Raw genomic sequence first — 14,006 nt, forward strand, 5'->3', positions numbered from 1 at the left:
TTTGGCATAGTTAGACTCAACCCAAACAAGGAGGCGATTTATTTTGAAAAAGTTTCTCGCTACATCGCTTGTCGCAAGTGTACTTGTCGTGCCTACGGTCGTAGGAGCAGAAGGTCTTCAATCTGGTAAATTGACGAAAGCTTCGTCCGAGCCAGCTGCATCAATCGTCAAAGAGTATGTCGAAAGTAAAGGTGACTTCTCGGTACAAGACGTTAAGAAAGACGGATCATCTCACATCGTACGTCTCCAACAAGAAGTGGATGGCGTCCCGGTCTTCGGTAGTGTCGTCGTCGGTAATGTTGCGAAAGACGGTACTTTGAAAGCAGTCGTCAATGATGCAGTCAACGTCAAAGGTAAGCCTGGTCTTGCTAAGAAAATTGCAATCTCTGAAAAGAAAGCATTAAAACTGTATAAAAAATCAATCAAAGCAACAGAATTCGAAGTGGCTCCGACAGCTGAGCTCGTCGTCTACCCAGTCAAAGACGATGCTGTCTATGCTTATAAAATCACCTCGACTGTCTTAGCTGGCGGTGAACCATCACGCTGGACGTACTTCATCGATGCGAACTCTGGTAAGGTCGTCAATAAATTCGACCAATTGGCTCATGCAAAACCAGTAACAGCAATCACTGGAACAACAACAGTCGGTTCAGGTACGACGGTTCTTGGAACGAGTGCTACATTCAATACGACGAAGAGTGGTTCTTACTACTACCTTCAAGACTCAACACGCGGTAAAGGGATCTCGACGTATGATGCCAAAAACCGGACATCACTCCCGGGAACACTTTGGGCAGATGTCGACAACGTTCTCAATGCTACTTATGACCGTGCCGCTGTCAGCGCACAAGTCAACGCAGTGAAAACATACGATTTCTACAAGAACACTTACGGTCGCAACAGTTACGACAATGCGGGCGCTGCACTTAACTCATCTGTCCACTATTCTTCGCGCTATAACAATGCCTTCTGGGATGGATCAAAAATGGTCTACGGTGACGGAGACGGTTCGACATTCACGTACCTCTCTGGTGCACTTGACGTCGTTGCACACGAATTGACGCACGCTGTCACGGAATATACAGCTGGACTCGTCTATCAAAATGAATCTGGTGCCATCAATGAAGCCGTTTCAGATATCATGGGAACCGTCGCTGAGTACTCAGTCGGGTCGAACTTCGACTGGCTCGTCGGTGAAGACATCTACACACCTGGTGTAAGTGGAGATGCGCTTCGCTCAATGTCTAACCCGGCTGCTTACGGTGACCCAGATCACTACTCAAAACGCTACACAGGTACAGCGGATAACGGTGGTGTCCACACGAACTCAGGTATCGTCAATAAAGCCGCTTACCTCTTAGGTAACGGTGGGACACATACTGGCGTTACAGTAACAGGCGTCGGCGTACCAAAACTTGGTGCCATCTACTACCGTGCACTCAACGTGTACTTGACTCCGAACTCGAACTTCAGCTCACTTCGTGCAGCAGTCGTTCAATCGGCGAAAGATCTTTACGGTTCTACAAGTGCAGAAGCAACAGCTGCTGCGAAATCGTTTGACGCTGTTGGTGTCTACTAAGAAAAATTCCTCCCAAGGATTTTCTCTTTCCTCCCGAGTCTTTGACTCGGGAGGTTTTTCATTAACATAGGGATTCCATCCAAAGAAAAAAGGGGCTGACTCAAAAGTAGGATACTGAAAAACTTCAAATAATTTTGAACAGAGAAGTGGTGCTCAGAAAAAGATGACGCTCCTCTCATCACTCTTCGCATCCCCCTTTCCGGCACACCGCTTTCCTAGGGGCGGGCAACGAGCCGCATCGCGACGTCGTCGCTGCTGGGTCTCGTCTTACCCGCTGATTCCCCAGGAGTCGTCGGGACGACGGGGGTAGCCTGATCAGGTTTCGACCGTTAGGTCGGATCACTCAGGAATCCTCCACCTCTAAGCGAAGCGTAGGTGGAGGTAGTTCAAATGGGTATCCTGTGGTGTTGCGCTTCCCCACCTCTACTCGTCTGCAAAGCGGCAATCCCGAAGAAAACAACGAACAAGGAAAAAGCTTTTCTTACCGATTACTAGATTGTCTTCCTAAAAAAAAGACGGGACTGCCCATCCCTGTTAGATGGCAACCCCGTCTTTCTTATCGTTTCAGTTCAAATGCAGTTAGTTGTGTTCTGATAGTTTAAAACGAGCACTTGATACACTCAGTCTCAATCGATTTACTTCCCAAGATCACGTGCGAGACGCAAGCGCGTCGACCCGTTGTCCGGGAAGGCCTTGAGCTGCAGTTTTTCACCTTCATACCATGTGCCGTAATCCGTTTTGACGACCGGGTCGCCAAGCGTCGATAAGCCTGACGCCGAGACATTCATCCAGTCGATTGCTTCGACGATTCCATCCGATACGACGAGCAAGTATCCGGCGTTCGAGAAATGATACGTGTTGACGGCATCTTTTTGTGTGTTGCCAAGCTTGCCATACTTCGCCTCAAACGTTTCAAGCGGTTTCCCGAGATATTGCTCCGGTTTGTCGATTGGTTGGTTCGCGACGACTTGTCCAAGTGAAGCGAGAAGCTCCTCATCCTTCAGACCAGACGGTGCCTCCATCTGAACATCCGTTTCCGGGATGTAGCCTTCGACCGCATCACTTAACTTCAGATGGACCATGCCGTCTTTTGCGTCGAGGACTTCATAGACATCCCCTAAGTCCGCCTTATAGATGACACTGCTTCGCCCCGCATCTTGATAGACGTCAGCGAACGGTCGTTTGATCCATGCCGCTGAACTGATTTCGGGTGCTGCTTCTTTTTTGGTTTTCTTCTTCTCTTTTTTCTTCTTTTGATCGGTTGCAGCTGTTTCTTTCTTCTTTGGTTCTCCTTTTGCAGAAGCGTCTGTTTTCGGTGTTTCGACCGTCGACGTCGCTTGGGAAGCATCGTTATGCGAGACCATGTATCCCCAACCGCCGACGATTAAAGCCGTCGCCAATAGACCGCCGAACGCAATCCCGCGCCGGTTGCGCTTTTGTTTCCGACGTGTTTGGCGCGATTGCCGTGCCTGATCGTGCTCTTGTTCCTGTTGACTCATATTTGGTTCCTCCTGAATTGACCGAGTGATGTTTCATTCACTATACCATCTAATCCAGAAGCAAATTGTTTAAATTTCGATGACAGTTCTGCCTTGATGTGTTCCTTCAAGCAACGACTTGACGACTTCCGGAACATCACTCAACGCTTTCATTTGCACCATCTCGGCAATCGATACATGCCAGTCGTTCGCGAGGTGATGCCATAAACGCTCACGCTCTGCGACCGGTAACTGAACAGCATCGATTCCAATCAAACGGACACCACGTAAGATGAACGGATAGACGGTCATCGTCAGCTCGGCGCCGCCGACGTTACCGCATGTCGTGACGAGTCCACCATATTGTAAGGAACGAATGACCGAGGCAAGTAACGGACCGCCGACCGTGTCGATGATACCAGCATACGTCCCTTTTTTCAAAGGTCGTGTCGTTTCTTCTAGGAGCGATTGCCGTGAGATGACTTCCGCGACACCTGCTTGCTTCAAACGGTCATGTTCAGCTTCTTTCCCGGTTACGGCATGAACTGTAAACCCGAGTTTCACGAGAAGTGCGACCGCGACACTGCCGACACCGCCTGTCGCTCCCGTCACGAGGACCGGGCCGTCTTGCGGCTCTACACGCTGAACGAGTTCATCGATTGACTGGGCAGCTGTGAGACCCGCTGTACCGTAACTCATCGCTTCAAGCGTCGTGATGCCATTCGGTAACGGCGTGACCCAGTCCGCCGGCACGCGGACATATTCTTGAAAACCGCCCGATGTATTCATTCCGAAGTCAAACCCGTTGACGACGACTGCTTGTCCTTCGATGAAACGTTCATCAGATGACGTCACGACATGACCTGCCGCATCGACGCCTGGTGTATGTGGATAATTTTTCGTCACCCCGCGATTTCCCGTGACGGATAACGCATCTTTGTAGTTGATACACGAGTAGGCGACACGAATCAACACATCACCTGCCGGTAGGTCGTCGACTTGTTTTTGTTCGAGTGTCCCGACAAATTGCCCTTCTTCCTCACGTACGACGAATGCTTTAAATGAATTTTTCATATTAATTCCTCCTTACAGTACTTACTATTTCCCTAGCCTATACCCGAACCAAAGCGACGGTCTACCTTTTTTTATGGAATAACACTTCACGCATAAAAAACCGCGATGCCGAAGCAATCGCGGTTTTTTGGCATCTGACGGAAAAAGTCATTTCCGCAGGTAGTCAAAAGTGACAGGTAAACATGTCATCGGTCCGTGGTCATAGGTGTGCCGTGGCCGTTGTGATTCCCTTGTGGAAGCGTTTGAGAGTCAGAAATGCCATCCTTAATCAGGAGTCTCACCTGATTAAGGCTTACATATAACGGTGACCGTCAAAATCAATTTCCGTTCGGTAATTCGCGGCATTGATCGCATTTGAGATGCGATGTGCGGTCCGCTCTATCTCTTGTGCTTTAATACGGTATGCCTCAGGATCGTACAAAGCATGCCGGATGACCGTCGTTCCTTCAAATCCATACTGGAATTCGCGTTTCGGACGTGCGGCGAGTTCTTGGAACTGTGTCGCTTTTGCCCGTAATTGAGTCGCCAGTTCAATCGCTTCGACGAGCGGAATTGCTCCTTCTGTCGTCTCGATGGTCGTTGACAAGTTTGCTGCATAGACCAGTCGATCAAGTGTCCGCATATCACGCCGGACTTCATCCATCGCCGACTCGACATCGAGTAACGTCCGTTCTTGACCAGTCGGTAGGGCCTCCCCTTTTTCAAGGTCGATGAATGCAATACGCTCCATCTCTTCGACTAGTTGCTCCAATTGTTTCCGTAAGATACTTTTTAGTTTCACTGCGTCTGCTAAGTACATTCTTCAGTCCCCCGTCTCCTGACCTTCTGTTCCATGATACGTCGGGACTTTCTGAAAGGTTTCATCGGAATCGGTTGAGATAATTTGAAAAATCATGTTCGATGTCTGTCAGCGCAGTCGGTGGTACTTGAATTGATTGTTTTGAATCATACCGGATTACCTCATATAGATGCTGCAGTTCGGTTGACGGATGAAATCCAATTCGTTTGAACCACTCGCTGAACGACTCCGTCTCTCGGCGTTTCAGCCGCACCGGCAACTGACGATTGAACAAAACGACCTGTTGTCGGACGGTCGATACAGGCAACGGAGGAAACACTTCCTCTGACACCAGCTCAGTCTGTCGGTATTGCTGCGGTGGCGTCACTTCGTCTTCGGGTGCACCTTTTAAGCGACGACGGCGTTTTCGAAGACGACGGACAAGCAGGACAAGCAACAGGACGGCCGCCAGACCCAGTCCAATCAAGAAATAGGGAAATCCTTCTGTCTCTTCAATTCCCACACCACCTTTTTCATCATGTTTAAATCCAAGTGAGATGAACTTAAATTTATCTTTAGGTTCTCCTCTTACTTCAACTTTTTCATCCGTCTCGTAACCATAAACTACACCCTTAGGTTCCGGTTCTTTCTTCCGAAGTAACTTCAGCCACCACCAGTCGAGCGGTTTGCTTCCACAATCCGTATGACAGTCCTTCGCCGCTTCCTGCGCCGCCGCTGTCGCTGGAAAAGTCTCGATGTCACGCAGTGCTTGATAGCCCGTCTCGACTAACGGTTTCATGATTCCAAGCGCCAGCAAAACTATGCCCATCATTAAAAGTAATCGACTTCGCAATCGCATGCTCCCACCTCTTTAATGTCATTTTTATCCATTATATAACGTTCCCAACCTAATTAACGGAATTTTTTGATTTTAATTAAAAAGAGCTTGAACAACAGACAGGATGGGAAAAGAAATGGAGTGATTTTTAGAGAGGAGTTCAATCATGGTCATATTAGAAAATACACACAATCCCTATCAAAACGGGCGATTGATTGCAGAATATACGGAAAGTAACACGAATCTTGCGGCCGTCACCCGTGCGGAACAATTGATGAACGAAAGTCCGTTCGTCGCGCCGCGGCGCGCGCCGCATCCGAGCCGCTACTTACGGTCGTTGATTTCACCGCTTTTTTTAACGGACCGCGCTAAACATATCTTGCCTCTGACAAAAGCATTCGTCAGTGAACAGGATGAAGTCCGGCCGAGCTGGTTCGGTCGACTCACCTATGAATTCGAACAACTGGCCTGTCAGGTCGAAAAAGTCGATGTCCGGACGTACGGGGCTGTCGGTGACGGAAAGACCGATGATACGCTTGCCTTCAAGGAAGCACTTGCTGACGGACATCGCCAAGTCCACGTCCCTGCCGGCACATACATCGTCCGCGGCATTCGGCTCCCGAACTTTACGATTTTGACGGGCGACGGGAAAGGCCGGACGATTATAAAATTACATGATGATGCCCCGAAAGGACGTCGGTTAATCACGAACCAAAATTACTTACTCGGCAATCATCATCTGCTCGTCGAAAAAATGACGCTCGACTGGAACATCGAGCGGATCGGCGCTGCTAAAAAGAGCAGTACGTGGGGCAACCATTCAAGTTGTCTGACCTACGCCCATGTCACGTACGGCTGGGTCTTCGATGTCGAGGCAGTCGATCCCGGGCTTCATTGTTTTGACATTTCGACGCCTTACTACAATTACAACGGGGACGGCGCACGGGCGAATTTAAGTAGTTCCTTCATTTGGTTTGACGGCTTGACCGGATCCGGTTTCGGTGATGATGGCATCACGACGCATCATAGCGATCACTTATTCATCTCGAACTGTTTCATGCATGACCCGAGTGGGCGAGCCCACGCCGCCGGATTTTCGAACTCGAACGGCATTGAAATCGATGATGGCTCACGTGATGTCTGGTTGTTCAACAATGCGACGTCCCGTTGTTTCGGCGGGCTAGAAATCAAGGCACATGCGACATCGTCCGCTGCTTCGACCGTCAAAATCGTCGGGCATCTCTCAATCGATGACCATCGTTCGTTCAATTTCCGCCATATCGGTCACCATCAAGCAACGGACCCGACATCACAAACTGCCTATAACATCATCGCGACACGGCTTGTCGCGCAGACGCCTCAATATACACCGCTTTATGCAAACTCAAAACCGCGGGCACTCGTCGTCTCGGCATATCGGAACGTCGTCATTCATGACTTCACCGTCCTCGGTGACCCGAACTATGATTACCAGGAACAGCCGGTGATCGGAATTCAGTACAAAGCGAAAAACGTCACCTTGAGCCAAGTTAAGATGACGGGCTTCCGCCAGGCTAAAACGGATATTCAAGTCTTCGGCGGTGAAAACGGTGCAGATGACGTCCGGCTCATCGATGTCCGGGTTGAAGATTCCGCACGCCACGGGATTACGATTGGCCCCCACATTGAACGCGTCCGTCTGACGAACGTCGCCATCAAAGGAGACGGGACGGTCGGCTTGAATGCTAAATCCGAACCGGAACTCGAACGCTTCATCGCAACCGGTTATCAAGTACCTGTCCGGACCCATCCGTCCGCATAAAAAAAGCTCTGCCTGACCGCAGTCAGTGCAGAGCTTTTTCTCATTGGGCGCGAAGATACGCGAGGACACGTGTGTCGATTGTACGGTCCTGATGCTCACGCATCTCGAAATTTTCCGTGTGCAGGTACGTCCGGAAAGCTTCTTCGAACGATCCCCGGTAACCGAGTTCGAGTAATTTATCCATCACTTCCGATTCGAGTGCATCATCGATCGGCTTGATTTCTTCCGGTTTACTTGGTTGCAGGTAAAGGGTGTGCAGTTGATAAATCCGTTCGAGCTCTTGAATCGGACTCGGATGATCGTCGACACGCAAATCGATGTAGCGGTCATTAAAACCACCATATCCACCGTTTTCCTTGACGACGAGGAGCGCAGCCGACTGCATTCCGCGAGAATCACCACCTGCTGCTTGTCCGGCAGCAAGTGCACGTAACAGCCGTTCACCGAGCGGTCCGTCCGTCGCTTCGAACACACGGGCCATCTCTTTGACCGTGTTGCCGTCGACTAAAATATTCCCTTGTGCGGCAAAGTGTTTGCCGGCGATCCCACCTGCCCAGTCGTTGCAGGCGTCTCCCGTGAAGGTTGCGCTTCGACCAGTTGCGTCAACAATCCCGACTTGCCGCTCTGCCCGTCCTTCGTCCGCGTCCGTCAACAATTTTAAGACTTCCTCTGCCGACTTTCCTTCAGAAATCATCCGTAATCCTTCAGGGCCGTATGTCGTATTCGCGAATGATTGGGTCGCGATTGCCCCGACACCCGCTTTCGCAAATGGGACGGCGCTACCGACCGCAAGAAACTTCGATTGAACAGCGACTCCCCACGCTTGTTCTTTTTCACAATATCCGACGATTGAATATGTCATGTTGAAATCCCCCTTATGAACTTATAACTACCGTTCGTCTTAGAAGTTCCCGATTCCTGCACGAGAAAAACCTTCCGCGCCCCTTGCACGGAAGGTCGATGTTCATTGAATCCCTAAAGTGACGGCAAGGAGCAAGGCGACGCAGGCAAGTGTCACCCAAATCGCAAATAACTTCCAAACAAAACGTAACCATTTTTCATATGGGATTCCCGCAATCGCGAGGAACGCCATCAAATGGGCACTCGTCGGGAAAATCATATTCGTCAATCCGTCACCGTACTGGAAGGCGAGGACTGCGACCTGTCGCTCAATCCCTAATAGGTCAGCGAGCGGTGCCATGATTGGCATCGTCGTTGCTGCTTGTCCACTCCCGGACGGAATGAAAAAGTTTGTAATCAACTGGACGATGTACATGCCGATGACGGCAAGCGATGTCGGTAAGTGCCCGACCGCATTTGATAAACCGTAGATGACCGTGTCGATGACACGACCGTCTTCTAAAATGACGACGATCGCACGGGCGAACCCGACGATCAAGGCGCCGAACGTCACGGCTTTCGCCCCGTCAATCAAACTTTCGAACGTCCGGTTGACACCGAGTGTCGCGATTCCGGCGAGCATTCCGATGATGAGGAACGATGCCGTCAACTCCGTTAAGTACCAACCCCACTCAAAGATTCCGATGACGTTCAAGGTGATGCCACCAATCAAAACGATGAGAACAAACGCATGTTTCTTCGAAAATCGAGAAAAGGTTGTCGTCGCTTCTTCTTTCCGATGTTTCTCTAAGTCATAGACTAAGCTGCGCTCCGGATTTTTTTTAACCTTTTGCGCATAGTTCATGACGTATAAAATCGTCACGAGTAAAAAGGCTAAGTAGATTGCAGTCCGGTAACCAATCCCACTGAACAATGGGACCTCGGCGATCGATTGCGCGACCCCGACCGTAAACGGATTAAGCATTCCGCCGGCAAATCCGACCACTGCCCCGAGACTGACGATGGCAGCACCTGTCATCGCATCATAGCCTAGTGCCCGGGCGAGCATGATACCGATCGGGACGAAAATAATCGTTTCTTCCGCCATACCGATTGTCGCTCCGGCAACCGAAAAGACGAACATCGTCATCGGAATCATGATATGACCTTTTTGACCGAACCGATTGATCAATTGATTGATACCGGACTCGATTGCTCCCGTCTCACGGATGATGCCGAAGACACCACCGACAAGAAAGATGTAGAAGATGATGGCCGCGCCCGCTTCCATGCCTTTTGGAATCGCTTCAAATAACCCAAAAAAATTAACGGGTGCCGACTCGACCGCCCGATATGTACCATCAATGACGACCGTTTGCCCGTCTTGCTTTTCCCGATCGAACTGACCGGATGGCAGTGTGTACGTCAAGATGACTGCTATCAATAAAATCCCCATGATAATGGCATATGTATGAGGCATTTTAAAGAAAGAGCGTGAAGACGTCTGTTCCTGGACTTTACGTTCGTTCATTTAGTTGCCTCCTCTTAAGTCTGCTTTCTAGCTTCTCTTAAGATAATGCCCTATTTTTGGAAAAAATAACAGATGTTCTATCTATTTTAATCTGTTTGTAATAAAAAAGAGAACTTTCGTTCGTTTTAAACCCCCAAAAAAAAGCCTGGCAATCGCCAGACTTTCAGACTCTAGACAAAGTGCTATCGGGAGATACAGCGTCTTTTTTCGTTGCTTTCCTCGGGCGAGGCGCAAGCCGTTGCTCCTTGATCCTGACGGACAACGAGCAGGGTCTTGCCTGCCTCTTGACAGCGCGCAAAAACGCGCTTTTTCCCGCAGGAGTCAACGAAACGCGACGCTTTTTTAGGTAATACCGTGAGGGAAATCCTGTCATGCAGACGGTTTAGAGCGCAATCCGTCTTGAATCGCTTAGAACCGCGAAAAGCAATCGATTGCGACCCTGCAGCTTTGCTGTAGCGGCGCGGAAGATTGCCGCTTTAAAGACGAGACGAGACAGGGAAGCGCGAACGGATTGCTTCTCGATATCGCATGCTCATGCTTCATAAGAGTTTGTCTACACGCTGAAAGCCTGGCAATCGCCAGACTTTTTTACTACTTATACAGTGAACGTTTGCACGTCAAGTGGCTTAGCGAGTGCAGTTTGTGCGAATGCGACGAACTGTCCGAAATGCGCGCTTGTGTTGTGTGTTTCGACTGCTGCTTGATCTTCCCATTTCTCGATCATCATGAAGACGTTTTCGTCCTCCGTGCTTTGGAATAGGTCATAGCTAACGTTGCCTGCTTCTAAGCGTGAACCTTCGACTAATGCTTTAGTTGCCTCCAAAAATTCAGCACGTTTTGCTGATTGTACTTCTAATTTTGCTTCGATTGCGATCATGTGAAATCCTCCTTCAATTTTCGTTAACTTAGCTAGTTTAGCACCTCGATTATGCAAGTGCTACAAAGATGCCTAGACGATTACGTCAGTCTGATTTTGGGTAAAAAATGGTATGTTTTTGACATCAGAGAGGAGTGTACATGATGAGTGTCGAGCTTTTTCATTTTGAGGATGATGGCGTGATTCCAAATAACCCGCGTTATCCGGTCCTGATTTACCGTCATGTTTTCGAGGACCCGTCCGCCATCGAGACGACATTTCACGCGAATAATTGGCAAAATAGCTGGGTCGACGGAATTTTTGATTTTCATCATTACCATAGCGTTGCCCATGAAGTGATTGGCATCCTTGAAGGACATGCCACCGTTCAGCTCGGAGGACCGCTCGGAAAGACGTTTACGCTGACTGCTGGGGACGTCATCGTCTTACCTGCCGGAACCGGACATAAAGCGCTTGATACGAGTCGCCGTTTCAAAGTCATCGGTGCCTATCCGAACGGTCAAGACTATGACACGCTGACAGGGAAAACGTGCGAACGACCGTGTAATCTCGAACGGATTGAACGTGTCGGGCGTCCATCGACCGACCCCGTTTATGGTCAGACCGGTCCGTTGTTTGAGCACTGGTGAGCAAACGGCTGACGTTTTTTTCTCATCCATCCGTGGTAAAGCCTATTATTGTGAATTTTGGAGGAGGAAACGAAATGAATGAGACAGAACGAACGATTCTACTCGCCGCCTTAAAACAACAGACGGTGACATTCCCCGATTCAACGCACGTTCGGGCACTCGGTCAAGGAACGTGGCATATGGGCGAAGAACCCGCAAAACGCGAAGCTGAAATCGAAGCTTTGAACGTCGGACTCGACAGTGGAATGGAATTGATTGATACGGCAGAAATGTACGGTGAAGGTGCGTCGGAACAATTGATCGGTGAAGCAATCGAAGGACGCCGTGAAGAAGTGTTTCTCGTCTCAAAAGTCTATCCCCACAATGCGGGTGGAGACAAGTTGCGTGAAGCGTGCGAACGTTCATTACGTAACCTGAAGACGGATTATCTTGATCTTTACTTACTCCACTGGCGTGGTGACATTCCTCTGCAGGAGACAGTGAACGGGCTCGAACAATTGAAGGCAGAAGGAAAAATTCGCCGCTGGGGCGTCTCGAACTTTGACGTTGCAGATATGAAAGAATTACTTGCTTTAGAAAACGGCGAGCAATGTGCCGTCAACCAGGTACTGTACCATCTCGGTTCACGCGGAATTGAATATGAGTTGATGCCGCTTTTAAAAGAACACGGGATTCCAGTCATGGCGTATTGCCCACTCGCAGAAGGCGGGAGTCTCCGCGAGAAGCTACTCGATGATCCGACCGTTGAACGTCTCGCCGAAACACACGGTGTCGATCCGGCACAAATCTTACTCGCCTTCGTCATCCGGAGCGGCGATGTCATCGCCATCCCGAAAGCCGGACAAGCGAAACACGTCGAGGACAACGGGCGCGCCGCACTCTTGCAACTGACTGATGAAGAATTTGCGGCACTTGATGAAGCCTTCCCTGCCCCAACTAAAAAAGAACCGCTCGATATCGTCTAAGGAGGAATTTGTCTATGGATACGAAAGTTAAACTTGGAAAATCAGATCTCATGGTCCACCCGATTGGTCTCGGAACAAATGCCGTCGGAGGTCATAACCTTTACCCGAATCTCGATGAACAGGCAGGACGTGATTTGGTCCGTGTCGCTTTGATGAACGGCATTAACTTTTTAGATACGGCCTTCATTTACGGACCAGAACGTTCAGAAGAACTTGTCGGTGAGACGTGGAGCGATACGGTCGAACGCAAAGACGTCATCCTCGCAACGAAAGGCGCGCACAAAATCGTCGACGACAAGGTCGTCATCGATAACTCACCCGAGTTTTTAAAGCAGTCGGTCGAAGAGAGCCTGAAACGGTTGAAAACCGATTACATCGACTTGTTTTACATTCACTTCCCGGATGAAGCGACACCAAAAGATCAAGCGGTCGCTGCACTTGCCGAATTAAAGGAACAAGGAAAAATCCGGGCGATTGGTGTCTCGAACTTCTCACTCGAACAATTAAAAGAAGCCAACAAAGACGGACATGTCGACGTCTATCAAGGTGAGTACAACTTATTCAAGCGGGATGCAGAAAAAGAAATCCTGCCTTACATCCGCGAACACGGGATTTCATTTGTACCGTACTTCCCGCTCGCTGCCGGATTACTTGCCGGAAAATATGACGAGAACACGAAATTTGACGATTTACGTGCGAAAGATCCCCTCTTCCAAGACGATGTCTTTAAGGACAACTTGGCAAAAGTGGAGTTACTTCGTCCGATTGCACAAGAAAAAGATGTCGACGTCGCGCACGTCGTCCTCGCTTGGTACCTGGCGCAAGATGGCATCGATGCCATCATCCCCGGTGCGAAGCGTGCTGACCAAGTAACGGATACGCTCCGGACACTCGAAGTCGAGTTGACGGATGCCGATATCCAAAAAATCGATCAAATCTTTAGCTGACACAACAAAACCACGCCAAGTTAGATGGCGTGGTTTTGTTTGAGCAGATTAAGCGAAAATCGGACGCATGACTCGTATGATGAATAGAGGGGAGGGATTATTCATGAAACATCATTTTCATTTAACAGCAGACTGGCCGGGAAACCGAAACGACATCGGCGACATCGAGACCGGTGACTTAAAAACGAAGATTTCGATTCCTGAGGCGATGGATGGTCCTGGCGTCGGGACGAATCCGGACGAAATGTTACTTGGCGCAGCCGCGACCTGCTACATCATCACGCTTGCCGCGATGCTCGAGCGAAGCAACATCAAAAAAGTATCACTGACGATGGAGTCTGAAGGCATCGTCGATGTGACGAACGGTGTCTTTACGTATGACCAAATCATTCATCGGCCCACGTTGATTTTACCTGCCGATACGACGGAGGCGATGGTCAAGATGGCACGTCGCCTCGCGGAAAAAGCGGAAGGTTCGTGCATGATCACCCGTGCGCTTGCAGGAAATGTAAAAGTCTCGCTTGAAGCGGTGATTGAGCTTCAGGATTAATGCATCGCTTTCTCCATCTTAATAGATTTTCATACTTCACTCATTTTCGGCAACGTGCTTTCCTTCAGGATTCATGTTGCCTTTTTAATTAGAAAATCTTTCTCTACATAAAGAACAGT

Annotated in this window: 13 protein-coding genes; 6 read left to right on the forward strand and 7 right to left on the reverse strand. The window is 49.5% G+C overall.

Translation table 11 applies throughout. The features are described 5' to 3' along the window. Nucleotides 1–43: 43 nt before the first annotated feature. Complete coding sequence (locus tag KNQ04_RS06705) at nucleotides 44–1,579, forward strand: M4 family metallopeptidase (protein WP_214848360.1); 1,536 nt, start codon at nucleotides 44–46, stop codon at nucleotides 1,577–1,579. A 635-nt stretch (nucleotides 1,580–2,214) separates the two neighbouring features. Here KNQ04_RS06705 and KNQ04_RS06710 read toward each other — a convergent pair. The 4 genes from KNQ04_RS06710 to KNQ04_RS06725 all read right to left on the reverse strand — a co-directional run bounded on the left by KNQ04_RS06710 (nucleotide 2,215) and on the right by KNQ04_RS06725 (nucleotide 5,768). Continuing rightward, nucleotides 2,215–3,078 carry a hypothetical protein gene (locus tag KNQ04_RS06710; RefSeq protein ID WP_214848362.1) on the reverse strand — a complete coding sequence of 288 codons (864 nt, stop codon included), beginning with the start codon at nucleotides 3,076–3,078 and terminating at the stop codon, nucleotides 2,215–2,217. Nucleotides 3,079–3,147: 69 nt separating this feature from the next. Then, the gene (locus KNQ04_RS06715) at nucleotides 3,148–4,131 is read right to left on the reverse strand and encodes a YhdH/YhfP family quinone oxidoreductase (RefSeq protein ID WP_214848364.1); all 984 of its coding nucleotides are present in this window, start codon (nucleotides 4,129–4,131) and stop codon (nucleotides 3,148–3,150) included. Between the two features lie 292 nt (nucleotides 4,132–4,423). Beyond that, nucleotides 4,424–4,930 carry a hypothetical protein gene (locus KNQ04_RS06720; RefSeq protein ID WP_214848366.1) on the reverse strand — a complete coding sequence of 169 codons (507 nt, stop codon included), beginning with the start codon at nucleotides 4,928–4,930 and terminating at the stop codon, nucleotides 4,424–4,426. 61 nt (nucleotides 4,931–4,991) lie between these two features. Then, a complete protein-coding gene (locus KNQ04_RS06725) occupies nucleotides 4,992–5,768 on the reverse strand; it encodes a hypothetical protein (RefSeq protein WP_214848369.1) in 777 nt (258 codons plus the stop codon). A 145-nt stretch (nucleotides 5,769–5,913) separates the two neighbouring features. Between KNQ04_RS06725 and KNQ04_RS06730 the strand changes: the two genes are divergently transcribed. Next, nucleotides 5,914–7,548, forward strand: coding sequence for a glycoside hydrolase family 55 protein (locus KNQ04_RS06730; protein WP_214848372.1), 1,635 nt, complete (start codon nucleotides 5,914–5,916; stop codon nucleotides 7,546–7,548). A gap of 40 nt (nucleotides 7,549–7,588) precedes the next feature. Here the strand turns inward: KNQ04_RS06730 and KNQ04_RS06735 are convergent, their stop codons facing one another. From KNQ04_RS06735 to KNQ04_RS06745, 3 genes are all read right to left on the reverse strand, one after another. Further along, the gene (locus KNQ04_RS06735) at nucleotides 7,589–8,410 is read right to left on the reverse strand and encodes a DUF1028 domain-containing protein (RefSeq protein WP_214770202.1); all 822 of its coding nucleotides are present in this window, start codon (nucleotides 8,408–8,410) and stop codon (nucleotides 7,589–7,591) included. A 102-nt stretch (nucleotides 8,411–8,512) separates the two neighbouring features. Continuing rightward, entirely contained in the window at nucleotides 8,513–9,919 is a 1,407-nt protein-coding gene (locus tag KNQ04_RS06740) for a YfcC family protein (protein WP_214848375.1), read from the reverse strand. A 595-nt stretch (nucleotides 9,920–10,514) separates the two neighbouring features. After that, nucleotides 10,515–10,796, reverse strand: coding sequence for a putative quinol monooxygenase (locus KNQ04_RS06745; protein WP_214848378.1), 282 nt, complete (start codon nucleotides 10,794–10,796; stop codon nucleotides 10,515–10,517). 143 nt (nucleotides 10,797–10,939) lie between these two features. Here KNQ04_RS06745 and KNQ04_RS06750 point away from each other — a divergent pair, with 143 nt between their 5' ends. The 4 genes from KNQ04_RS06750 to KNQ04_RS06765 all read left to right on the forward strand — a co-directional run bounded on the left by KNQ04_RS06750 (nucleotide 10,940) and on the right by KNQ04_RS06765 (nucleotide 13,887). Next, nucleotides 10,940–11,425 carry a cupin domain-containing protein gene (locus KNQ04_RS06750; RefSeq protein ID WP_214848381.1) on the forward strand — a complete coding sequence of 162 codons (486 nt, stop codon included), beginning with the start codon at nucleotides 10,940–10,942 and terminating at the stop codon, nucleotides 11,423–11,425. Nucleotides 11,426–11,499: 74 nt separating this feature from the next. Beyond that, on the forward strand, nucleotides 11,500–12,390 hold the full coding sequence (locus KNQ04_RS06755; protein ID WP_214848384.1) for an aldo/keto reductase: 891 nt from the start codon (nucleotides 11,500–11,502) through the stop codon (nucleotides 12,388–12,390). 14 nt (nucleotides 12,391–12,404) lie between these two features. Beyond that, nucleotides 12,405–13,337, forward strand: coding sequence for an aldo/keto reductase (locus KNQ04_RS06760; RefSeq protein ID WP_214848387.1), 933 nt, complete (start codon nucleotides 12,405–12,407; stop codon nucleotides 13,335–13,337). 103 nt (nucleotides 13,338–13,440) lie between these two features. Next, nucleotides 13,441–13,887 (forward strand): OsmC family protein, encoded by a 447-nt coding sequence (locus KNQ04_RS06765; RefSeq protein WP_214848390.1) that lies wholly within the window; start codon nucleotides 13,441–13,443, stop codon nucleotides 13,885–13,887. The last annotated feature ends 119 nt before the right edge of the window (nucleotides 13,888–14,006 follow it).

The sequence above is a fragment of the Exiguobacterium sp. s193 genome (assembly GCF_018618755.1).
Taxonomy (GTDB): domain Bacteria; phylum Bacillota; class Bacilli; order Exiguobacteriales; family Exiguobacteriaceae; genus Exiguobacterium_A.

Bases quoted from the DNA above. Each gene is read 5' to 3' on its own strand.
- KNQ04_RS06710 (WP_214848362.1), bottom strand. From the start codon at position 3,078: ATGAGTCAACAGGAACAAGAGCACGATCAGGCACGGCAATCGCGCCAA.
- KNQ04_RS06725 (WP_214848369.1), bottom strand. From the start codon at position 5,768: ATGCGATTGCGAAGTCGATTACTTTTAATGATGGGCATAGTTTTGCTG.
- KNQ04_RS06745 (WP_214848378.1), bottom strand. From the start codon at position 10,796: ATGATCGCAATCGAAGCAAAATTAGAAGTACAATCAGCAAAACGTGCT.
- KNQ04_RS06750 (WP_214848381.1), top strand. From the start codon at position 10,940: ATGAGTGTCGAGCTTTTTCATTTTGAGGATGATGGCGTGATTCCAAAT.
- KNQ04_RS06730 (WP_214848372.1), top strand. From the start codon at position 5,914: ATGGTCATATTAGAAAATACACACAATCCCTATCAAAACGGGCGATTG.
- KNQ04_RS06715 (WP_214848364.1), bottom strand. From the start codon at position 4,131: ATGAAAAATTCATTTAAAGCATTCGTCGTACGTGAGGAAGAAGGGCAA.
- KNQ04_RS06720 (WP_214848366.1), bottom strand. From the start codon at position 4,930: ATGTACTTAGCAGACGCAGTGAAACTAAAAAGTATCTTACGGAAACAA.
- KNQ04_RS06735 (WP_214770202.1), bottom strand. From the start codon at position 8,410: ATGACATATTCAATCGTCGGATATTGTGAAAAAGAACAAGCGTGGGGA.
- KNQ04_RS06755 (WP_214848384.1), top strand. From the start codon at position 11,500: ATGAATGAGACAGAACGAACGATTCTACTCGCCGCCTTAAAACAACAG.
- KNQ04_RS06760 (WP_214848387.1), top strand. From the start codon at position 12,405: ATGGATACGAAAGTTAAACTTGGAAAATCAGATCTCATGGTCCACCCG.
- KNQ04_RS06765 (WP_214848390.1), top strand. From the start codon at position 13,441: ATGAAACATCATTTTCATTTAACAGCAGACTGGCCGGGAAACCGAAAC.
- KNQ04_RS06740 (WP_214848375.1), bottom strand. From the start codon at position 9,919: ATGAACGAACGTAAAGTCCAGGAACAGACGTCTTCACGCTCTTTCTTT.